Here is a 20,234-nt window from a genome sequence, read left to right as displayed (position 1 = left end):
CCGCGCCCGGCCGACCCGGTCGTGGGCCGGGAGCGAGTCGCGGCGCCGCGGCCCACGGCCGGGACCCAGGGTCCCGGCTCAACCGACCGGCACGATATCGGTGGAACGGCACGGGCACGCACTACCTGCGATTGGGGTCACGCTTGGGCGGGCCCCTTCCGGGGAAGAAGTGTGTCGCGATGGATCCACGCCAGGTGCAGCGCTGCGGCAGCGCCCGGGGAGAGGTGGCCCTGTTCGCGAAGATCGCGGAGGGTGTTCCCCTCGAACGGGAGTGTGCGGGCGGTGACCATGCCCTCGGAATTGGCGCTGACGGCACGGCTGAACAAGGCGTCGTAAAGATCTGGCTCGATGACCGCGACAGTCAGGATGTCTCCGCAGAGGGTGAGCGCGTCAAGAGTAATGCCGAGAAACCAGACCCGGATGTCACCGACTTCGTAAGCACGGTCGAGCCTCGCGAAGAATTCGAGGTCGCTGTAGGCGATGGGCTGCCCGCTGCCGTCATACTCGTCGTGCCCCAGCAGCTCCTCGGCAAGTTCTCGTTCGATGTTGCGCCACAACGAGAAGTCTTCAGCGACAGCGGCGGGCAGGATGCTGGAGGGCTGGAAGACACCGGCTGGCATCAGGTGGATCATGCCACCGCCGCCGGCGACTCTGCTTCCGTCTCGCTGGTGGAGCACGATGCTGGGGGACTCGCCTCCGCGGATCGTGAGAGTGCCGACGGCACCCATGAGCGGACGGCGTGAGAGGTCGAACGGGTCTGCGATCAACTTGCGGAAGGTCAGGTTCCGCCATGACGGTTTGGTGATGGTCACCTGGTCCTGCTCATCTCGCGCCAGGTGGTGAAGAGCGGTTTCGTGCGCGAGCGCCTCGTTGGTGTCCATCGAGTCGAAAAAGCCCATGTGTCCGAAGGTCATCCCGGTCGAGCGTGCCGAGCAGTCGAGCTTGATGATTCGGAAGCACAGCCTGTTCTCGAACAACCGCGGCGTGGCGAGTTCGCGCATCGCATCGTGGTAGCGGCGGAAGCGCTGCCCAGGTGTAGCCAGCGGCCGTGCGGCCGCACTCTCGGTCTCACCGCCGGTGATCAGAGGAAGAGCGGCGTCGGAATCAAGCGTCGACGTCACCGTGCCCAGCGATACGGGCACGGCCGGGATCCAATCCGGCCGAGTGATGACTCCGGTGTGTTCCAGCCCGGGGACGCGGTAGTCCGGGTAGAGGCTCTCGGCGACGAGAGCGAGGGATCGCCGGGTGCTGCCCAGCGCAGTGCGGACCGCGAGCCACCGCTGCTGGTCCTCGACAACATCGGGGCTCTCTCCCGGTACTTCGGGCGTGAGGGTAATCCCGACAGGGTCGAGTGGCCGGTTGGACTGGTGTTGCGGTCGGCGGAAGCCGAGTTCGGTGATGGAGACGCCGAAGTACTCGGCGAGCAATCGCTGATAGAGGTGTTTCGGGGATTCCGTTTCCCCGGATTCCCACCGGTATACCGACTTCTTGGTCAACGTGAGGTGTCGGTTGTACTTCGTGGTTGCCAGCCGGTTGAGTTCCTCGGCCAGCTCCTGCTGTGACAGGGCCCGGGTTACCCGCAGGGAGATCAGACTCTCGTTCGGTGACCGGAACGCTCCGGTGAAGCCAGCCATACACACACAGTAGAGGATTGGACCGTTGCGGAGATGCCGAAGTCCTCCACCTGTCTCCGCGTCGTCCACGTTCCGGGTACCGACCGCCCGCTATCTGGGGTCGAACAGCGGTGGACGTGCTGGTGAGATGTGGGAAGCGCGTCGACCGGCGCGTTCGCCACGGTGGGCCGATTCGCTCGCTGCGGTTTCCTACACAGTACGTGATCAGAAAGGAGTCGAGATGGACTTGAACGCGATGTTCATCGGAGACCTGGTACTCGATGTGCCTTCGGAGGAGAGCCTCTACGCACCGAAGATGCCAGGGGACGCCGACGGTAACGACAAGGGCGACCACTGCGCCAGCTGACACCGGACGCCACACCCGTGCGGCTCGGGCGGTACGACCGCTCGAGCCGCACGGTGGAAAGGACTCGACCCTGTATGCTCTCATTCCGCCTGGCCTTAGGTGATCTTAACCGATCGGCATGGTATTGGGACCGCGATCGATGGCGTTGCGGTGGCAGCTGGGTGCAACCGATCTCCTCTCCCGCTTTGCGCCAGGAGATCGACCATGCCCTGCACACCACGACGATTTTGGTGCGTGACCTCTCCAGCCCTGTCACGCTGGCGAAGGCGGTGGATCCCGGGCACGGCGGCGAAGACACGGCCGACAATGCCCGTGGGGACACGCTGATACTGGATCTGCGGCCGGGTCAGGCCACCGTCACGGCCGGTGTCGGCGGCACCGCGCCCTTGTATCTGGCCGCCGATGGAGAGGTCCTCCACGGGACATGGGACCTGCCCGCGCTGCGCCATCTCCTCAGACATTCCCGGATACGGGATCGTGCCGTGGCGCGCGCCCTGACCAGGCGGCACCGCTACAGCAGCGACACTCTGTTCACCGACGTGACAATGCTGACCGAACGTGCGGTCGCGACGTTTACCAAGGCGGGCGTTCATTTCACCTACCCACCCCCGGCCGAACATGTCGCGCAAGCCCGGGAGCTGCGCCCCGGCGCCGACCCTGGCGACGGGCTGGTCTACCTGCTCACGGAAGCACTGCACCCGTGGTGCGCCAGAGGTGCCACGATCGGACTTGAACTGTCCGGCGGTCTGGACTCTGCCATCGTCGCGATCGCCGCGCACACGTCCGCAGAGCCCACGCTGCGGACCTTCGGGCTTCTCGTCGACGGAGCTCTCGGCGCCGAACAACACCGCCGCCGTGTTGCGATAGCCAACCACGTCGGCGCAGCCGACGACATCCTGAGAGCACACGAGCATGCCCCGTTCTGCGCCGGGGGCATCCGCGCTACCGGTGCGGCGCATGATCCCCGCGGCGAGTTCTACCGCGAGGCGTTCGAAGCGCTTGCCGACCGTGCCGCGCACCGTGGTGTCACCATTATGTTGACCGGCAACGGGGGCGACGAGCTCATGGCACCCCGTATCGACGAACTGCCTCCACCACCACCCCAGAGCCTGGCCGAGGTGTCCTGGCTGGGGCCTCGTGCGAGAGATGCCCTCGCTGCGATCGACGACAACTTGGCGCCCTCCGCTGTGCTCCCGACACCGACCCTGATGGGGTCCGCGATTCACCATCCCGCCTACCTACGCGCGGGAATCTGGCCGGTTGCACCGTTCACCCACCCCCGCTTGGTGCGCTTCGCCGAACAACTTCCGCTAGAGGTTCGCCGTGGGAAGAAGCTTTACCGCGATGTCCTCGCCCGTGTTGGCCTCCCACCGTTTGTTACCCACCCTCAATGCAAAGAGCACTTCCGAGATCTCATGCAACACGGCCTGCGCCACGACGGGCTCCACCTCGCCGAACGTCTGCTCGCCGACGGAATGCTCCTCGCCGACCACGGCTTCATCGATCCCCACGCATTCCAGCGCGCCGTGCGTGACGCACATCAGAGCACTACCGTGCCATCCGTGCTGTGCGACACTCTCGTCCTCGAAGTCGGCCTCCGGTCTCTGCTCGTCCCGAACGTCAGCTCGGCGACATGACTCTGGCCGAGCACAACATCGCCTACCGGCGCCCCGACCTTTACGACGCCCTGAACCGGGGCAGCACGGCAGCCGCCACATGCCGGCGGCTCATCGACGACTACGGGGCCCCCACAGGGAGTGTTCTCGACCTCGGCTGCGGTACTGCCCGTGACCTGGCTGAATTCTCTGATGCTCAGGACCGCGTCGGCGTGGACATCCAGCCCGCGCTCATCGAACATGGCCAGCAGCACCCGGGCCTGGATCTGCGTGTCGGCGATCTGCGCACGGTCGTGCTCGGCCGCAACTTCGACACGATCCTCTGCCTCGGCAACTCCCTGGCTTATCTGCACCACAACGAGGACATCCGAGCGGCCTTCGCCACGTTCGCGGTTCACGCCCATCCCGGAAGCCTGCTGATCGTCGTTACCCAGATCGCCCCCACTTTCACCGCCGCGCCAACCCGCGGCCGGGTCGATGCGGCGGGCATCCATGCCGAAGTGATCATCGAGCACAGTTGGGACGCCCGTGCTCAGGTCGCCACCCTGCGCCGGACCTGGCAGTTCGACGACGGCGCCAGCGAGTACGACCGGATTCGGCGCCGAGTTCTGTCCCCCCGCGAGTTGGAGCTCTACGCCACCCTCGCCGGGTTCGACCCCGTGGCGTTGTTCACCGATCCGCGGGACCGCACCGGTCCACTCACCGGTTCCACCGCTTGGTTCGTGGCCCGGTACGATTCCGCGCCATAGCCGAATCACTCTGGCACATCAAGGCGTTTTATGGTCGCTGTACCGGTTGCTCTTGCGGAGCGGGCGCCCGGTCGCTGCCGCCACCGCCGGTTGTCGTCATTCCGGCGAGCAGTGCGAGACCTCCCACGGTCATGGCGATCCCGACGAGCTGTGCCTGTCGCGCGAGGCCGGGGTCGCGGTGGCGAGCCCACACGCCGCCGCCCAGTACCGCCAGGCCGACCAGCAGAGGTCCGAATCCGAACGGAATCGAAACGACGTAGACCACGACTACGAGAACGGCGAAAACGACGAGCCGAAGTCCTTGGCCGAACCTCGGGGCCGAGCACACGGCCGCCCGGTGCGCATAGGGAGGACGGGGTGTCCTGCTCCCTTTCGGGAAGGGCCCCGTCCTCACCACCAAAATGCACCGACCCCCCATGATCGGACCAGGGCACGAAGTCTCCGCCCGTAGGGCCGTCGGTCTCGATCGGGGAACTGCGCTCCGACCGTCGTCACACCATGCACCGAACTGAGCACCGGTCGGAGCGCACCGTCCGGAGGGACGGGGCCGCACCGGAGGCGATGGTCATCTGCTGTCGGATCTCGTCCTGCGGTACAAGGTCTGTCCGGAGACCCGTTCGATGATCGAGGCGATGCCCTCCCACTCCCCGAAGCCGTCCGCGGTGGCGAGATGACCGCCACCTGGCAGGACCTCGAAGCTGCTTCCCCAGGTCCGGGCCAAGGACCGCCCACGCTCCAGGGACAGATACGGGTCGTTGTCGGTGACGACAAGGTGGGTCTTCAGCGGCAGCTGTTTCCGGGGCAGCGGTGCCAGCCCCGTGATCTCCGGCAGGGCGTCCTCGGCCTCGACATCGCCCGGGGCGACCAGCACCGCACCGGTCACCCGGCTGTCCCAGCACGTCGCGGCCCACAATGCCGCGGTCACCGACCCGCAGCTGTGCCCGACGAGCAGGATCTCGTCCTCGGTGCCACGGACGGTCTCGTCCAGCCGGGCGACCCACCGGTCACGGTCGGGAGCGTCCCAGTCGTCCTGCACCACCCGGTCGAATCCCGCGTAGGTGTTCTCCAGGTGGGTCTGCCAGTGATCGGGTCCGGAGTTCGTGTATCCCGGCACGGTCAGGTAGCGCACGATCGTTCTCCGACTTCGGCCCGCGCGGGCGCGGTGCGCAATGTGGCGGTCATAGCTCTTCCGGCAGAGCGACGTAAGCTACCGGATTCCGAGACGGTCTCACGACCGGATCGAGATCGCCGACGTAAGTGTCGTGCAGCGCGTCGCCCGGACCGAGAAGGTCGCCGAGGAGCTCGACGCGGTCGTCGTGCTCGGCGAAGGAGGAGATGTCGGCGACAGCGCGCACGAGTTCCCCACCGACGAGGAGGGCGAACCGTTCTTCTCGGCACGTCGTCGGTCGAGCTTCCAGACACCACGACCGGCCTGCCACACGTCCTCCGGAGACATACCCGGAAGGTAGCCGACCCAGCTCCGCCCGAGTGGGTCGCCGTGCACGGTCCGATATCTCCCGAGCTTGATCCTGATCGCCATGGGTACCCCGTCCGGTCCGGTTGAGGGTTCGTTGTGAGGCACATTCTCGCCGACACGGCTGCACAAGGTGGCCAATACGGCGAATGAAGTGCACGACGTCCGGCAAGCCGAATAGCCTGTCGTAACTGTCCCCGTGGGAATCGGGAAGGAGCGTGGGCCGTGCCCATCGAGCACGAAGCCAAGATCCTCGACGTCGACCCCGATGCCACCGAGAAGCTGATCCTCGACACGGGCGGTCGCAATCTCCGCGAAAAGTTCCTGCGCCGCTACGTCTACGGCATCGTCCCCGGCGACGACTTGAAGTGGATCAGGCTCCGGGACACCGACGGGGAGGCCACGCTGACCGTCAAGGAGATCAGCAGCGACGCGATCGACGGCACCCACGAGGTCGAGGTCGGTGTCGAGGACTTCGCGGCCACCAACACCCTGCTCGGGATGTCGGGCTTCACCCTGAAGTTTTACCAGGAGAGCAGGCGCACCAGCTTCGTCCTCGACGGAGCACAGGTGGAGATCGACACCTGGCCGCGGATCCCGCCGTATGTGGAGATCGAAGCGGCCTCGAAGGCCGAAGCGGTGCGTATCGCCTCGCTGCTCGGCTATGTCGAGTCCGACCTCACCGGCGAGAACACGATCAAGATTTACGCGCGCTACGGCATCGACCTCAACGCCATCACCGAACTGACGTTCTGACCCTCACTTGTACCGCCGCGAGGATGCCACGGCCGGACCTTGCGCACGGCGCAAGTTCATGGGGAGGGCGGTCGGCGGGTGTTGTCACTCCACCCAGGAGGTCCGGCCGTCCGGCGTCGTGTGCCGCACGGCGAACTCGGGCGGGAGTTCCCGCCGCGCCCGCCGGGCGAGCTCCAGCCCTTCGGCGTCGAAGAGCTCACGGTCGGCGGGGTCCTGCATCCCCGAATCCTGAGGAAGGTCCCGGTTGAACGCAGCCTGGTAGCGTCCGTCCCACTTCTCGATAGCCGCCACCAGCTCCGCGCTGAGCGGCACCACCTCGGTGACCTCGTGGGGCAGGTAGTTGTCGGAGATGGAGCCTCCCACCGACACCCAGAACGGACCAGCATCCCATTCGACTTCCAGGGTGACGATACTTCTCTGGCTTCCGCTCATGGTAAGAACTTTAACTTCCTGTTCGCGCTGATCGGCTCAACTATGGTGATGGATCCGTTGTTGCCGACAGTAAACGCGCCCTCGTCACCACCACGGACGGCCAAATGCCGTTCTGGCGCTACTGGGCTGGCTGAACGCGCCAGATTCGGCCGACATCCGGATGCCCGGCTCCGGCTCAGTCCGCGTGGGGTCGATGCCGTGGGTGGGTGAGCATGCGACGGGCGAGTCGGGCGACGTCGCGTCCGGTGGTGCGGATGGCGCGGGTGTCATCGGGGGCGGCGTCATCGAGGTGGGACAGCGCGCCGATGACACGGTGGAGGTGTCGGCGGAGGCCGGTGGGGTCGTCGGCGGGTGGTTCGGGCCGTTGGGGGCGGCAGGTTTCGAGGATGCCGCGGCCGCGGTCGTGGAGGTCTTCGAGGCCGCCTCGGGTGCGTTCGCACATCTCGGCGAGCAGGTCGTCGAGGGCGTGCCACTGCCGTGGCGGCAGCCTCGGCCGGGCGAGGGTGCCCGGGTCCGGGCCGGTTGAGGGCGGCGGTGTTGTCGCGTTCGGCGGCGCGGGTGCGGAGTTCGGTGGTCAGGTCGGCGAACCGGTCGGCCAGTGCGGTCAGCCCGTCGGCGGGGAGTTCGCCGTCGTGCTGGTGGTGGAGCAGTTCGACGACCACGGTGCCGAGGTGGTGGTTGAGGCGGGCCAGGCGGGCGAGGAGTTCCCGGTCGCGGTGCAGCATCGGCAGTTCCTGGGGTTCGGATGGATGGTGGTGTGGTTCGGTCGGCGCGGGTGGCGAGGGAAGGGGCAGGCTCGCCGTTCCCGCGCCGACCGGAAACGGGCCCGGCCGGGAAGGTGTCGGGGAAGTCCCGGACGGGCTGTCACCCCCGATGCGTCGGCGCGTGGGAAGGGGTCGCGCCGGGGGGTGACGTCTCACAGGGAGCGCAGTCCGTGGAGGATGCGCCGCAGCAGGGCCTCCGTCGGCGGGTCGCGTTGTCGGAGCGCGCGCCGAGCCCGAGCGACCTCGGCGTCGGGGTCGGTGCTGGGCCAGTGGTCGGCGAGGTGGTGCAGTACGACGGTGTCGGCGACGGGCAGCGCGGGCAGTCGGACGGTGTCCTCCGGCTGGTTATCGCTCGGGTCGAGAGGGTCGTCGGGGAGCGGGGCAGGAGCGTGTCGGGTCATGGGCGGGGTTCTTCGGGCCGGGGGACTGGTCGGGCAGTGGGGGGATCTGGTCGGGGCTGAAGTTCTCGCGCACGCGGATCTCTCGGTCGCAGATCCAGCAGGTGGGGCGAGGCGGGCCGTCGAGGCAGAAATCGTCCTCGGCCGGGGTGACCTCGGCCCCGCACAGCGCGGGGAAGGGCCGTTCGGGGACGGGCGTGGTCGCGGTGCGGTCATAGGCGTGCAGCCGCCCCTCCGCCTGCTGCCAGCGCCACCACATCAGCGGCGCCTCCCGCACGACCTGGCGTAGACCTCCGGGATGGTCCGGTCCGGTGGATAGGACGAGCGAATCGGCATCGTTGCCTCCCCCTCAGCAGTAGCGTATGTATATCGCTACAAGCATTGTTGCGCGAAACAGAATGGGTTGCAGCAACAATCCAGGCAACTAACTGATCGGATGAAACCCTAGGCACTCTCCGTAGCTGCGTACGGTAGTTGCATGGCAAGCAACGCCGACACTCCGAGGGCTCGCGCGCTCGGCGCGGAGCTCCGACAAGCGCGTGAGACGGCAGGTCTGTCTCAAGAGGCCGTGGCGAGGCAGGTCGGCCGCACGAAGTCTCATGTCTCCCGGTGGGAGAACGGTCGGCTCACTCCGGCTGAAGCGGAAGTCGCCCAGGTCATCCAATTACTCGGCGTGCCCTGTGCTGAACGGGAACGGATACTCGATCTTGCCCGTGCCGCTCTGGACCCAAACTGGATCGCACCGGGTGCTGACAAGCAACTGGCCGCTCTCACCGAGTACGAGCGCACCGCCAAGCTGATCATCAGTGTTCAACCGATGTTGATCCCCGGCCTGATGCAGACCTATGACTACGCGCGTCAGCTCATGCTCGAAGATGACGTGCCCGCTGGTGAGGCTGAGCAGAAAGCGCAGCTGCGTGTGGGACGTCAGCACGTCCTACCCAAGACACGCATGTTGGCACTGATCGGCGAACACGCCCTCCGCTATCCACCGTGTGGTGCCGACGTGATGGTGGAGCAGCTCGATCACCTGCGAACTCTGGCGACTCGGGACAACGTCGAGGTCCGCGTGCTTACCTGCGAGTCACCGTTGCCGATGCGTTTCGGCTCGTGGGTACTGATGGAGTTCCCGCGGGCCAGGCCGGTCGTCCATCTGGAGCACTACAGAGCCTCGGCCACGATCACCGATCCGAAGTCAGTGGCGCGTTACCAGGGGGCGGTGGCTACCCTGCGCGAGGCAGCGATGAGCCCCGCCGACAGCTCAGCGTTCATCGCCGATGTTCTGGACACGATGAAAGGAACGTCATGACGGGACGACAGCGTCAGGATGGCTGGCGGAAGTCGAGCTACAGCGGCGTGCAGACCGACTGCGTCGAGTTCCGCCGGGTGGACGGTGGTGTGGAGGTGCGTAACTCCAAGCGCCCGGAGGAGGCGACCATTCGCTACACCGATGCGGAGTGGCGGGCGTTCCTCGCCGGGGTGAAGGACGGCGAGTTCGACCTCTGAAAGCACGTCGGCCGGCGAGACCGTCACGAGCCGAGGGTGCCGAACAGATCCTCGGCTCGTGTCTTTGTGTGGGCATGGGGAGGGGCTTACGGCGGGGTCGAGCGATGAACTACACGATCTGGCCCGCGCGGGACGACGACCTCGGCACCGTGATGCGGCTGTTGCACGAGCGGGTCGCGTGGCTGCGCAGGCGTGGGAGTGACCAGTGGTCGACCCATTCTCGGTGGCTTCCGGAGATGGAAGAATCGCTCGCGCAAAGACGGACCTGGCTGCTCCGTGACGCACGCACCTGCGTGCCGCTCGGCACGAAGGGCGATCCCGTGTTCTGGACTCCGGCCGAACTGCGGGAGCCCGCTGTCTACCTCGCGAAACTCGCCACCACACCCGCCTACGCGGGTCTCGCCCTCGGGAAGCTGCTGCTCGACTTCACACTCCACTTTGCCGCCACACGGGGTTTCTCCACGGTTCGGATGGACGTGTGGCGCACTTTCACCGACCTGCATGTCTACTACCGGAGTCACGACTGGTCTCAGCTCCCCACCGTCGACCTCCCACACCGTCACTCCGGGACGTTGTTCGAAAAGGGCGTCACCTCGCGGGACGAGACCGGCTTGCCCCGGGAGCTCGACGTCCGGCCACACGGGCGGCGGATGACACGAGCGCCGGTGATCCTATCCGAACTCGCTCGGTATCACTCACAGTGAGAATCGAGGCAGAATCGCCGAGTGGACGGTATTGGCAGTGCTCGATGAGGCGATGGCGACTCTCGACAGACAGTGAGGCGGCACGATGTGACCCCCTCAACCCGGTGACCTCACCGCCGTCACCAAACCCTCGACCCGCAACAACCAGCACTCAGGGTGGCCGTCCGGTCAATCCGTCCGCACACGAACGGGGTCCACAGCCGTATCCTCGACACATCAGTCGGGTGATCGGTCGCGGTCGGAAGTGGCGGGAGGAGGGACGTCGATCCTGTGACTCCGCAAGCGCCGGGTGGCGAACGAGCGACGACGAGAATGGTCGTGGACGACCTGTCCGATCCACGGATCGTGGAGTTCCTCGCTGCGCACGTCCAGCAGATGCGGGCTGTCACACCGTTGGCGAGCAAACATGCCCTCGACCTCGATGGGCTCCGGGAGCCCGAGGTCACGTTCTGGTCGGTGCGGGACGGGGACACCGTGCTGGGTTGCGGGGCGCTCAAGCGGCTCGACGCGGACCACGCCGAGTTGAAGTCGATGCGCACCGCCCCCGAGCGCACTCGGAAGGGGGTCGCCTCGATGCTGCTGGAGCACATCCTCACCGAGGCCGAGCGGCAGGGCGTTGCCCGGGTGAGCCTGGAGACCGGTGCGGACGAGTTCTTCCTGCCCGCCAGGAAGCTCTATGCGAAGTTCGGGTTCGACTACTGCGAACCGTTCGCCGACTACCGGCCCGACCCGAACAGTGTGTTCATGACGAGGCCGCTCAGCGGTGACGGGTGATGCACTGGCCGTCCGAGGTCCGGCGGGACGCGGAGACGCTGTGGCGGTTCCACCGGTTGAAACACGCGCTTCGCCCCGTCGACGTCGCGGTCGGTCTGGGAAGCCATGACGACGGCGTTCCCGTCCATGTCGCCGAGCTGTATCGGCGTGGCCTCTTTCCCTCGGTGGTCTTCACCGGTGCCAACTCACCGACCACCGTCGACCGGTTCCCGCATGGTGAGGCGGTGGGCTTCCGGGAGATCGCACTCGAACACGGTGTGCCACGCGCCGCGATCCGGGTCGAGACCACGGCCACCACGACGGTGGAGAACATCCGTTTCACCCGTGACCTGCTCGCCGGGGACGGCGTCACGCCCCGCTCGGTTCTGCTCGTGTCCCGGCCGTACCAGCAGCGTCGGGCGCACGCCGTCGCCACCCGGGTCTGGCCCGGAGTCACCGTCCGCTGCTCCGCTGCCCGGCAGGACCTGGACAGCTACGTGGCCCACATCGGTGATGCCGACCGTGTGGTGACCATGCTCGTCGGCGACACCCAACGGCTGGAGCTGCAGGCACGCTCCGGCGAGATCGCGCCGCAGGAGATTCCGGGTGACGTCCGTGCCGCGTATTCCCGGCTCGTCGCTACCGGATACACGGGCCGGTTGCTCCGCCCTCGATGACCGGAGCATTCGTGTGGGAGCGGCATGCATGCCGCGGGCGATCCGCCGTGGACCCGGCCGTGCATTCCGTCAGCTCCCGGTCCGTGCGGAGCTACCTGGTGGTCCGCCGGTGTTCATTCCCGCCGGTGAGGATGTGCGCGGCCGGTCACCCGGCCCGCGTATCACTCGACGGGAGGTATCTCGTGGATCCGTCCACCCGCCCACTCCGAAACAGACCGAGCACCATCGGCCGCGTCGCGGGTGTGCTCACGCTCGCCCTGACGGGCACGCTGATCGTCCCCGTGGCTTCGGCGGTGCCCGGTGACGCCCCGCTGGACACCGGCGGGGCCGCCGCTTACCAGGGAAGTGTCGAGGTCGTCGACGGCCGGGACGGCGCCCCGGAGGTCCTCGACGGAATCGTCTTCGACGATCGGAACAGGAATTCCACTCAGGACACCGGTGAGCCGGGCATCGCCGGTGTCACCGTCTCCAACGGCCGTGAGGTCACCACCACCGACAGCCGGGGCCGGTACGAGTTGCCCGCCTACGACAACATGACCGTCTTCGTCACCCAGCCCCGCGGTTACCAGGTGCCGGTGGACGAGGACAACGTCGCACAGTTCTTCTACCACCATCTGCCGGAGGGATCGCCCGAGCTCCGCTACGGCGGCATCGCGCCGACCGGGCCGCTGCCGGACGCGGTGAACTTCCCGCTGTCCAGGAGCAAGCTGACCCGGTCGCCCGAGCAGCATTGCCTGATCGGCGGCGACGTCCAGACCTACACCGAACAGCAGGTCGACTACGCCCGCAGGGGCGCCTTCACCGATCTGCGGCGACGCTCGGACTACGCCGGCTGCGGCGCGTTGTTCATCGGCGACGTCGTCGGCGACGACCTCTCCCTCTACCCACGGATCCGGGAGCTGACCGGCATGCTCAACGGCCCGGCCCGGTTCCTGCCGGGCAACCACGACCTGGACTTCGACGCACCGACCAGCGAGCACGCCTTCGACACGTTCCGCGCGAAGCTGGGGCCGGAGTACTACTCCTACGACTCCGGCAAGGTCCACGTCGTCGCGCTGAGCACGGTCGAGTACCCACTTCCCGGCGGCGGGTACAACGGCGCCCTGGACGCGCGGCAGCTGGAATGGCTCCGTCAGGACATCGCCCGGGTGCCCGAGAACAAGCTGATCGTGCTCGCCACGCACATCCCGCTGCTGGACTTCGCCGACCAGGGCAGCACGACCCACCAGATCGACCAGGTCAAGGAGATCTACGAGATCCTCGACGGCCGTGCGGCCGTCGCCGTCGGCGGGCACACCCACAGCATCGAGAACCTGCGCGAAGGTGACAGCCTCGCGGGCTGGAAGGAGACCTTCGGCGTCGACGGTCTGCCGTTCCCGCACCTCACGGCCGGCGCGATCTCCGGCGACTGGTACTCGGGCCGGATGCTGGAGGAGGGCTATCCCACCGCGATCCAGCGGGACGGCGGCGTTCCGGGCGTGACCACGCTCGACATCGCCAACACCGAGGTCACCGAGCGGTTCACCGTGCGCGGGACGGACGGGTCGGAGCAGATGGCTCTCGGGCTGAACACCCCGCGCTACCGCGACTGGTACGCCGAGAACGTGGACGACCGGGGCACCGCGCCCGAGTTCGCGGACCCGCTGACCGTGGCCCGGGACGGACTGGCCGGGACCTGGTTGACCACCGACTTCTGGATGGGCTCCACCGGCGCCGCCGTCGACGTCTCCCTCGACGGCGGTGCGACCGTCCCGGCCGAGCGCACCCAGTCGATGAACGGCGAGGCCCCGCGCGTCGGCGCCGAGTGGTCCGACCCGGCCGCGGTCCAGCAGCAGCTGGTGCACGGCGGTAGCCTTGCCGACCGCTCCATGCACCTGTGGCGCCTCCCGCTGCCCGCCGACCTGACTGTCGGCGAGCACACCGCCGAGGTCACCGCGACCGACGTGCACGGCCGCGAGTACACCGAGACCCTCACGTTCCGGGTCACGGAGTAGTCCGGACGCCGGTGTCCGCCGGCCGCACCGGTGCCGACATCCGGCCGATCCGTTCTGCGGTCGGATGTCGGGCACCGGCGTCGCCGAGACCTCGCAGGGAGACCCGGCCCCTCGCCCCTTCCCGCTCCGTGTGAGCCGGGAATCGCCGAAAACGACGGGTCTCCGCCTGCGGAGCGGGCACGGAAACAGCGACGTCCCTCAGTTCGCCTCGGTGGTTTCCTCCTCGGCGGAGGGGACCACGACCGGGCGCCAGCGCGCCCAGGCCAGGAACGCCGTCGCGGTGATCAGCATGCCGAGCCCGGCCCACAGGTTGATGTTGATGCCCGCGGAGTCGGCGATCTCGGCGTCGGTGGTCACCCAGAGGCCGAGCACCGTGAGCACCGCACCGTAGACAGCCATCAGCAGCGCGATGATCATCCGCACGTCGAAGGCCTTCACCTGGCGCTTACCGCTTTCGTCCGCCATGACTGGAGCCTCCTAGAAGACGATGTTGAACAGGATGGTGACGGCCAGCACGATGCCCGCGAGGATGGCGGGGCTGCGGTACCAGCCCGCGTCCTCGCCGTCGGTGGAGTGCGTCAGGTTCTCCCTCGGCGTCAGCGAGTACACCAGCCCGACGAGCTGCGTGGCGGGCTTGGGCCGGGTGATGTAGGTGACCACCACGCTGACCACGATGTCGACCACGAAGGCGGCGGCGGCGCCGACGAACGAGGCACCCTGTCCCGGCAGGTCCCACACGCCCGTCTCGGCGAGCAGGAAGACCCCGAGGGCCGCGGCCGTCCCGCTGACGAGGCCGGTCCAGCCCGCCGTCGGTGTCATCCGCTTCCAGAACATACCGAGGATGAAGGTGGCGAACAGCGGTGCGTTGAAGAACGAGAACAGCTGTTGCAGGTAGTCCATCAGGTTGCTGTAGGTGGAGGCGATGAACGCCGTGCCGATCGCCAGCAGGGTCGCGACCGCGGTGACGACCCGGCCCGCGGACAGGTAGTAGCTGTCCGGACGGTCCTTGACCACGTAGGACTGCCAGATGTCGTAGGTGAACACCGTGTTGAACGAGCTGAGGTTGGCCGCCATGCCCGCCATGAACGAGGCGAGCAGACCGGCGATGGCGATACCGAGCATCCCGTTCGGCAGCAGGTCCCGCATCAGCAGCAGCAACGCGTCGTTGAACGTCGCCCCGCTCGGCGCCGACCCGTCCTCCAGCAGGGCGGCCTTGTTCTCGCCCATCAGCTCGGTCACCGTGACCCCGGCGATCATGCCGGGGATGATGACGATGAACGGCACCAGCATCTTCGGTATGGCACCGATGATCGGTGTGCGACGGGCGGCGGACATGCTCTTGGAGGCCATGGCGCGCTGGACCTCGACGAAGTTGGTGGTCCAGTAGCCGAAGGAGAGCACGAACCCGAGGCCGAACACGAGCCCGAGAACCGACAGGAAGTTGTTGCCGAATCCGGTCAGCTCGTTGCCGGGCCAGCTGCTGGTCTGCGCCGGCCCTCCGGGGTCGGCCGCGACCTTGTCCATCAGTCCCTGCCAGCCGCCGACCTCGTAGAGACCGACGATCGTCAGCGGCAGCAGCGCGGCGACGATGACGAAGAACTGCAGCACCTCGTTGTAGATGGCGGCAGACAGTCCGCCCAGTGCGGTGTAGGCGAGGACGATCACCGCGGCGAGGATCACCGACACCCAGATCGGCCAGCCCAGCAGCAGATTGACCACCGTCGCCAGCAGGAACAGGTTCGCCCCCGCGATCAGTATCTGGGCCGCGGCGAAACTGATGCCGTTGACCAGGTGCGCGGGTTTACCGAACCGGCGGAGCATGAACTCCGGAACGCTGCGCACCTTCGAGCCGTAGTAGAACGGCATCATCACGATGCCGAGGAACAGCATGGCGGGGATCGCGCCGATCCAGAAGTAGTGCGCCGTCGGCAGCCCGTACTGGGCGCCGTTGGCGGACATGCCCATGACCTCGATCGCGCCCAGGTTCGCGGCCACGAACGCCAGACCGGTCACCCAGGCGGGCAACGACCGGCCGGACAGGAAGAAGTCCAGACTCGACGAGACCTGTCGTCGGGACAGGTACCCGATACCCAGCACCAGTGTGAAGTAGAAGGCGAGCAACACGTAGTCGATCGCGTTCGCGTCGAGCCGTAAGTCCGCCTCGGCGAGGACGTACACGGCCACCTCCAGAGAACAGTGGTCGGAAGAGATTCACCCGGGTCGATGCCGGAAGGCACCGTGCTCGCGGCGCCGGGTGCGGGACGGAGTCGGCGGCCCGTGGCTTCGCACCGGTGCGGCGAGCGGATCACACGGTCAGCTACCCATGGAATGCCCCCTCGTCCGAACGGAGCCGGTTGAGCCTGACCGCGACGTCCTCGGGCAGGACGTCGGTGATGAACGCGTCCATACCGGATTCCGAACCGGCGAGGTACTTGAGCTTGTCGGCCGCCCGCCGGATGGAGAACAGCTGAAGGTGCAGGTGACTCAGGTCCTCGTGGTCGGTGCGGGGAGCCTGGTGCCAGGCGGAGATGTAGGGCAGGGGCCCGTCGTAGAGCCGGTCGAATCGCCGCAGCAGGTCCAGGTACAGCGTGGCGAAGTCGTCCCGTTCGGACGCGGTCAGCTCGGGGATGGTCCGGACCCGCCGCAGCGGGTAGACGTGCACCTCGACCGGCCACCGCGCGGCCGCGGGGACGAAGGCGACCCAGTGCCGGGTCTCGGCGAGGACGCGGACACCGGCGGCGCGTTCGGCCGCGACGACGTCGCTGTGCAGGTCGCGCCCGGTGTTCGCGCGGTAATCCCGGGCGACGTCCAACATCCGCCGGGTGCGCGGAGTGACGAACGGGTAGGCGTAGATCTGGCCGTGCGGGTGCTGCAGCGTCACGCCGATCTCGGCTCCCCGGCTCTCGAAGCAGAACACCTGTTCCACACCGTCCATAACGGACAGAGCCTCCGTGCGGTCGGCCCAGGCGTCCACCACCAGCCGTGCGTGTTCCGGGGTGAGGTCGGCGAACCGCGCATGATGGTCGCTGGTGAAGCACACCACCTCGCACCGGCCGTAGCCGGGACGGACGTCGGTGAGCGCGTGGTCGAACTCCGCCGGGGCGAGTCCCGCGTCCGTGGCCAGGCTGGGGAAGCGGTTCTCGAAGATGGCCACGGTGTAGTCGGGGGCGGGGATCTCGGTCCGCCGTCCGGGCGCCGACGGGCACAGCGGGCAGTCGGCCGGTGCCGGTTGGAACGTGCGGTGCTGTCGGTGCGAGGCCATCATGACCCACTCGTCGAGCAGCGGGTCGCGCCGCATCTGCGAGGTGGTGTTGACCGGGGGGAGTTCCCGTGGATCGGGGGGAGCGTGCTGGGCCCCGTCGTCGGTGGTGATGTACAGCAGCTCCCGGCCGTCGGCCAGGGTCGTGCTCGTCCTCTTCACGGGTGTCCTGCTCCTTTACCCCGCTCTCGGCCGAATGGCGTCCGCATTCAACCACAACGCGACAGAAACCAACAGACCGGGACTTCAGCTGCTTCTCCGTGTTTCTCGTGGAGGGATGCAGGTTCCCGCCACGGCCTGGTCGGGCCCGTGGGGACCGATAGGACACCCGGTGAGCGGGCCGCTCGCGCGGTCGAACTGTTGGTAACTGGTCGGACATGGGCGAACGTGTTGACAGCGCGGCCACTCTGTGTGTGAAATGACTCACGCTCAGGTGAAGCGCGCGTGAACCGTGGGCTTCGTCCGGGTGCTTGTGCCGCCGGCGAACGCCGGCGTGGTCGCCTCCGGGAAGGGTGTTCGATTGTGCTGTCCCCTGCGCCACCGACCCGACGACACGGAAGACGCGCCCGCGGGCCCCGCGTCGTCGCCATCGCACTGCCCCTGCTGCTGCTCGCCTCCCTGGCCGCACCCGTCGCCGCCGCCGACGCGCCGGACGAGTGGGAGCGGCAGGAGCCACGTCTGACCACTCCGTGGACCGAGCAGGTCTCGCCGGACAACGCGCTGCCGGAGTACCCCCGGCCCCAGCTCACCCGCGACGAGTGGCGCAACCTCAACGGGGTCTGGGAGTACGCGGGCGCCGATTCGGGCGAGGACGTGCCGGTCGGGGAGACCCTGCCCGACCGTATTCTCGTCCCGTTCCCGACGGAGTCGGCCCTGTCCGGCATCCAGGAACACGACGACCACATGTTCTACCGGCGCACCTTCGACGTGCCGCCGAACTGGCGGGTGGGCCGGGCCAACCGGCTGAAGCTGAACTTCGGCGCCGTCGACCACAGCGCCACCGTCTACGTCAACGGGACGAAGGTCGCCACCCACGAGGGCGGCTACGGGGCGTTCTCCGCCGACGTGACGGACGCGCTGACCCGGCGGGGCGCGCAGGAGCTCATCGTCGCGGTCGAGGACCGCACCGACGACACCTGGCAGCCCGTGGGCAAACAACGCCGCGTGCCCGACCGCGGCATCTTCTACGAGAGTTCCTCCGGGATCTGGCAGACCGTGTGGATGGAACCCGTGCCCGCCGGGCACGTCGAGACCCTGGACATGACCCCCGACCTGGACAGCTCCACCCTGGCGCTGACAGCCGACGGGTCCGACGCCGCCGAGGGCATGTCGGTCCGGGCGACCGTGCGGGACGGGCGCCGTGTCGTCAGCCGCACCACCGGCAGGGTCGGCGAGGAGATGGACCTGCCGGTGCCCGAGGCGAAACTGTGGTCACCGGACTCGCCGTTCCTCTACGACCTGGACGTGGAGCTGCTGCGTGGGCACCGGCCTGTCGACCGGGTGTCGTCCTACTTCGGTATGCGGGAGGTCGGCACCGCCGAGGGCCCCGACGGCAGACAGCGGATGACGCTCAACGGCGAACCACTGTTCCAGATGTCCACCCTCGACCAGGGCTACTGGCCGGACGGCCTGTACACCGCCCCCACCGATGAGGCGCTGCGCTTCGACCTCGAACAACACAAGCGGCTCGGCTTCAACACGGTGCGCAAACACATCAAGACCGAGCCGGACCGCTGGTACTACCACGCCGACCGGCTCGGGCTGCTCGTCTGGCAGGACATGCCGTCGATGCGCACCGGTGGGCGGCCCCCGGAGCACGCGCGACGGCAGTTCGAGAAGGAATTGCACGAGATGGTGGAGGAGAAGAAGAACTGGACCTCGGTGATCGGCTGGGTGCCGTTCAACGAGGGCTGGGGCGAATGGGACCGCGACGCCACCGGCCGGATCGCCGACGACATCGCGGAGCGGGACCCGTCCCGGCTGGTCAACGCGCACAGCGGCGTCAACTGCTGTGCCTCGCTCGGTGACTCCGGACGCGGCGACGTCCTCGACTGGCACGAGTACGTGGGCCCCGCCACGCCGACCCCCGGACGGCGCGCGTCGATGGACGGCGAACACGGCGGGTACGGACTGGAAGTGGACGGGCACATGTGGTTCGGCGAGGGCCACGCCTACGAGATGACCTCCGACAAGGAGGAACTGACCGACGCCTACGTGGCCAACCAGCGCGACGTGCTCAGGGCCGCGCAGGGCTGTGGCATCAGCGGGGCGGTTTACACCCAGATCACCGACGTCGAACACGAGGTCAACGGCCTGTTCACCTACGACCGTCAGGTCGAGAAGATGGACTTCGCCAGAGTCCGGGCCATCAACGAGAAGATCATCCGCGAGGCCGAGGGCGGCGGCGACCCCGATCCGGACCACGGGACCCCGGGGCTCGACGGCGTGCACGCCTACACGTTCGAGGAGGGCGAGGGCTCGACCGCGGGTGACGTCGTCGGCGACGCCGACGCGGAGCTGTCCGGTACCGAGTGGACCGACGGCGTGGACGGCGGCGGACTGTCCTTCGACGGCGACGGCCGGGCGAACACCGGACGGACCCTGGTGGACACCGCCGGCAGCTACTCCGTCTCGGCGTGGGCGAAGCTGGACGAGGCCACCGGTGCGTTCCAGACCGTGGTCAGCCAGGACACCGGCCACCACAGCGCGTTCTTCCTCCAGTACTCCGGACAGGACCGGCGCTGGGCGATGAGCTTCGTCGGCAGGCGGGCGCTGTCGCCCGAGAAGCCGGAACCGGGCCGGTGGTACCACCTCACCGGGGTGCGCGACGCCGCCGAGGGCACGCTGTCGCTGTTCGTGGACGGCGAGAAGGTGGACACGATCAACGGGTGCACGCCCGAGGAGACGCGCGGGGACACCGTGATCGGCCGTGCCCAGTACGGCGGCGAGGAGGTGGACCACCTCGGCGGCGACGTCGACGACGTCCGCATCTTCGACCGGGCGCTCCGCGACGACGAGGTCGCCGAACTCGCCTCCCGCGAGTAGCGCCACACCGGCCCAGGGCCCCGTCCCCGCGACGCACGGGGGCGGGGCCCTGTCGTGCCACCCGCGGGGACGCCGCCCGTGGTATTCACCGCAGGCGGTGGGCTCCCTGCGCCGGGGTCGCGGCGAA

At 67.9% G+C, this 20,234-nt stretch carries 21 protein-coding genes; 12 read left to right on the top strand and 9 right to left on the bottom strand.

The features are described 5' to 3' along the window. Window positions 1-137: 137 nt before the first annotated feature. Window positions 138-1,634 carry a helix-turn-helix domain-containing protein gene (locus tag SACHA_RS0118710; protein WP_019812218.1) on the bottom strand — a complete coding sequence of 499 codons (1,497 nt, stop codon included), beginning with the start codon at window positions 1,632-1,634 and terminating at the stop codon, window positions 138-140. Between the two features lie 220 nt (window positions 1,635-1,854). Here SACHA_RS0118710 and SACHA_RS26475 point away from each other — a divergent pair, with 220 nt between their 5' ends. From SACHA_RS26475 to SACHA_RS0118695, 3 genes are all read left to right on the top strand, one after another. After that, window positions 1,855-1,980, top strand: coding sequence for a hypothetical protein (locus tag SACHA_RS26475; protein WP_019812216.1), 126 nt, complete (start codon window positions 1,855-1,857; stop codon window positions 1,978-1,980). Window positions 1,981-2,141: 161 nt separating this feature from the next. Further along, on the top strand, window positions 2,142-3,617 hold the full coding sequence (locus SACHA_RS0118700; protein ID WP_019812214.1) for an asparagine synthase-related protein: 1,476 nt from the start codon (window positions 2,142-2,144) through the stop codon (window positions 3,615-3,617). Then, entirely contained in the window at window positions 3,614-4,345 is a 732-nt protein-coding gene (locus tag SACHA_RS0118695) for a class I SAM-dependent methyltransferase (protein ID WP_028663338.1), read from the top strand. Before SACHA_RS0118700 ends, SACHA_RS0118695 begins: the two co-directional genes overlap by 4 nt. Before the next feature lie 565 nt (window positions 4,346-4,910). On the opposite strand, the gene SACHA_RS0118685 is transcribed toward SACHA_RS0118695, so the two are convergent. Then, window positions 4,911-5,474: an RBBP9/YdeN family alpha/beta hydrolase gene (locus SACHA_RS0118685; protein ID WP_019812208.1), complete on the bottom strand. Its 564-nt coding sequence runs from the start codon at window positions 5,472-5,474 to the stop codon at window positions 4,911-4,913. A 49-nt stretch (window positions 5,475-5,523) separates the two neighbouring features. Further along, window positions 5,524-5,784: a hypothetical protein gene (locus SACHA_RS24690; protein WP_157601758.1), complete on the bottom strand. Its 261-nt coding sequence runs from the start codon at window positions 5,782-5,784 to the stop codon at window positions 5,524-5,526. A 260-nt stretch (window positions 5,785-6,044) separates the two neighbouring features. Here SACHA_RS24690 and SACHA_RS0118675 point away from each other — a divergent pair, with 260 nt between their 5' ends. Then, entirely contained in the window at window positions 6,045-6,575 is a 531-nt protein-coding gene (locus tag SACHA_RS0118675) for a class IV adenylate cyclase (RefSeq protein WP_019812204.1), read from the top strand. 84 nt (window positions 6,576-6,659) lie between these two features. On the opposite strand, the gene SACHA_RS0118670 is transcribed toward SACHA_RS0118675, so the two are convergent. Next, window positions 6,660-7,007 carry a hypothetical protein gene (locus tag SACHA_RS0118670; RefSeq protein ID WP_028663337.1) on the bottom strand — a complete coding sequence of 116 codons (348 nt, stop codon included), beginning with the start codon at window positions 7,005-7,007 and terminating at the stop codon, window positions 6,660-6,662. 202 nt (window positions 7,008-7,209) lie between these two features. Here SACHA_RS0118670 and SACHA_RS24685 point away from each other — a divergent pair, with 202 nt between their 5' ends. Beyond that, window positions 7,210-7,533, top strand: coding sequence for a hypothetical protein (locus tag SACHA_RS24685; RefSeq protein WP_157601757.1), 324 nt, complete (start codon window positions 7,210-7,212; stop codon window positions 7,531-7,533). Window positions 7,534-7,923: 390 nt separating this feature from the next. Here the strand turns inward: SACHA_RS24685 and SACHA_RS0118660 are convergent, their stop codons facing one another. Both SACHA_RS0118660 and SACHA_RS24180 read right to left on the bottom strand, forming a co-directional pair. After that, window positions 7,924-8,172: a hypothetical protein gene (locus SACHA_RS0118660; RefSeq protein WP_019812200.1), complete on the bottom strand. Its 249-nt coding sequence runs from the start codon at window positions 8,170-8,172 to the stop codon at window positions 7,924-7,926. Then, window positions 8,117-8,428, bottom strand: coding sequence for a zinc finger protein (locus SACHA_RS24180; RefSeq protein WP_083935922.1), 312 nt, complete (start codon window positions 8,426-8,428; stop codon window positions 8,117-8,119). Before SACHA_RS24180 ends, SACHA_RS0118660 begins: the two co-directional genes overlap by 56 nt. A gap of 219 nt (window positions 8,429-8,647) precedes the next feature. Between SACHA_RS24180 and SACHA_RS0118655 the strand changes: the two genes are divergently transcribed. The 6 genes from SACHA_RS0118655 to SACHA_RS0118630 all read left to right on the top strand — a co-directional run bounded on the left by SACHA_RS0118655 (window position 8,648) and on the right by SACHA_RS0118630 (window position 13,803). Continuing rightward, a complete protein-coding gene (locus SACHA_RS0118655; protein WP_019812199.1) occupies window positions 8,648-9,478 on the top strand; it encodes a helix-turn-helix domain-containing protein in 831 nt (276 codons plus the stop codon). After that, window positions 9,475-9,675, top strand: a complete 201-nt coding sequence (locus tag SACHA_RS0118650) for a DUF397 domain-containing protein (RefSeq protein ID WP_019812198.1) — start codon at window positions 9,475-9,477, stop codon at window positions 9,673-9,675. The genes SACHA_RS0118655 and SACHA_RS0118650 overlap by 4 nt, the downstream gene beginning before the upstream one ends. 104 nt (window positions 9,676-9,779) lie before the next feature. Beyond that, entirely contained in the window at window positions 9,780-10,379 is a 600-nt protein-coding gene (locus tag SACHA_RS23500; protein WP_019812196.1) for a hypothetical protein, read from the top strand. A gap of 312 nt (window positions 10,380-10,691) precedes the next feature. Continuing rightward, a complete protein-coding gene (locus SACHA_RS0118640) occupies window positions 10,692-11,153 on the top strand; it encodes a GNAT family N-acetyltransferase (RefSeq protein WP_019812193.1) in 462 nt (153 codons plus the stop codon). Next, window positions 11,153-11,809 carry a YdcF family protein gene (locus SACHA_RS0118635; protein ID WP_019812191.1) on the top strand — a complete coding sequence of 219 codons (657 nt, stop codon included), beginning with the start codon at window positions 11,153-11,155 and terminating at the stop codon, window positions 11,807-11,809. The genes SACHA_RS0118640 and SACHA_RS0118635 overlap by 1 nt, the downstream gene beginning before the upstream one ends. Before the next feature lie 242 nt (window positions 11,810-12,051). Continuing rightward, entirely contained in the window at window positions 12,052-13,803 is a 1,752-nt protein-coding gene (locus SACHA_RS0118630) for a calcineurin-like phosphoesterase C-terminal domain-containing protein (RefSeq protein WP_019812189.1), read from the top strand. 198 nt (window positions 13,804-14,001) lie between these two features. Here the strand turns inward: SACHA_RS0118630 and SACHA_RS0118625 are convergent, their stop codons facing one another. The 3 genes from SACHA_RS0118625 to galT form a co-directional block, all read right to left on the bottom strand. Further along, window positions 14,002-14,268: a hypothetical protein gene (locus SACHA_RS0118625; RefSeq protein ID WP_019812186.1), complete on the bottom strand. Its 267-nt coding sequence runs from the start codon at window positions 14,266-14,268 to the stop codon at window positions 14,002-14,004. Window positions 14,269-14,280: 12 nt separating this feature from the next. Further along, the gene (locus SACHA_RS0118620) at window positions 14,281-15,981 is read right to left on the bottom strand and encodes a sodium:solute symporter family protein (RefSeq protein ID WP_019812185.1); all 1,701 of its coding nucleotides are present in this window, start codon (window positions 15,979-15,981) and stop codon (window positions 14,281-14,283) included. A 139-nt stretch (window positions 15,982-16,120) separates the two neighbouring features. Continuing rightward, complete coding sequence (gene galT / locus SACHA_RS23080; RefSeq protein ID WP_019812184.1) at window positions 16,121-17,224, bottom strand: galactose-1-phosphate uridylyltransferase; 1,104 nt, start codon at window positions 17,222-17,224, stop codon at window positions 16,121-16,123. A 360-nt stretch (window positions 17,225-17,584) separates the two neighbouring features. Here galT and SACHA_RS0118610 point away from each other — a divergent pair, with 360 nt between their 5' ends. After that, window positions 17,585-20,107: a LamG-like jellyroll fold domain-containing protein gene (locus SACHA_RS0118610; RefSeq protein ID WP_019812183.1), complete on the top strand. Its 2,523-nt coding sequence runs from the start codon at window positions 17,585-17,587 to the stop codon at window positions 20,105-20,107. The last annotated feature ends 127 nt before the right edge of the window (window positions 20,108-20,234 follow it).

Origin of the sequence: Saccharomonospora halophila 8, assembly GCF_000383775.1 — a bacterium.
In the GTDB taxonomy this organism is placed as follows: domain Bacteria; phylum Actinomycetota; class Actinomycetes; order Mycobacteriales; family Pseudonocardiaceae; genus Saccharomonospora; species Saccharomonospora halophila.
This window is presented reverse-complemented; position numbering and strand designations above follow the sequence as displayed.

Coding starts and splice junctions, on each gene's coding strand:
- SACHA_RS0118640 (WP_019812193.1), top strand. CDS start 10,692: ATGGTCGTGGACGACCTGTCCGATCCACGGATCGTGGAGTTCCTCGCT.
- SACHA_RS0118670 (WP_028663337.1), bottom strand. CDS start 7,007: ATGAGCGGAAGCCAGAGAAGTATCGTCACCCTGGAAGTCGAATGGGAT.
- SACHA_RS0118710 (WP_019812218.1), bottom strand. CDS start 1,634: ATGGCTGGCTTCACCGGAGCGTTCCGGTCACCGAACGAGAGTCTGATC.
- SACHA_RS0118655 (WP_019812199.1), top strand. CDS start 8,648: ATGGCAAGCAACGCCGACACTCCGAGGGCTCGCGCGCTCGGCGCGGAG.
- SACHA_RS23500 (WP_019812196.1), top strand. CDS start 9,780: ATGAACTACACGATCTGGCCCGCGCGGGACGACGACCTCGGCACCGTG.
- SACHA_RS26475 (WP_019812216.1), top strand. CDS start 1,855: ATGGACTTGAACGCGATGTTCATCGGAGACCTGGTACTCGATGTGCCT.
- SACHA_RS0118695 (WP_028663338.1), top strand. CDS start 3,614: ATGACTCTGGCCGAGCACAACATCGCCTACCGGCGCCCCGACCTTTAC.
- SACHA_RS0118650 (WP_019812198.1), top strand. CDS start 9,475: ATGACGGGACGACAGCGTCAGGATGGCTGGCGGAAGTCGAGCTACAGC.
- SACHA_RS0118660 (WP_019812200.1), bottom strand. CDS start 8,172: ATGACCCGACACGCTCCTGCCCCGCTCCCCGACGACCCTCTCGACCCG.
- SACHA_RS0118625 (WP_019812186.1), bottom strand. CDS start 14,268: ATGGCGGACGAAAGCGGTAAGCGCCAGGTGAAGGCCTTCGACGTGCGG.
- SACHA_RS24180 (WP_083935922.1), bottom strand. CDS start 8,428: ATGTGGTGGCGCTGGCAGCAGGCGGAGGGGCGGCTGCACGCCTATGAC.
- SACHA_RS0118635 (WP_019812191.1), top strand. CDS start 11,153: ATGCACTGGCCGTCCGAGGTCCGGCGGGACGCGGAGACGCTGTGGCGG.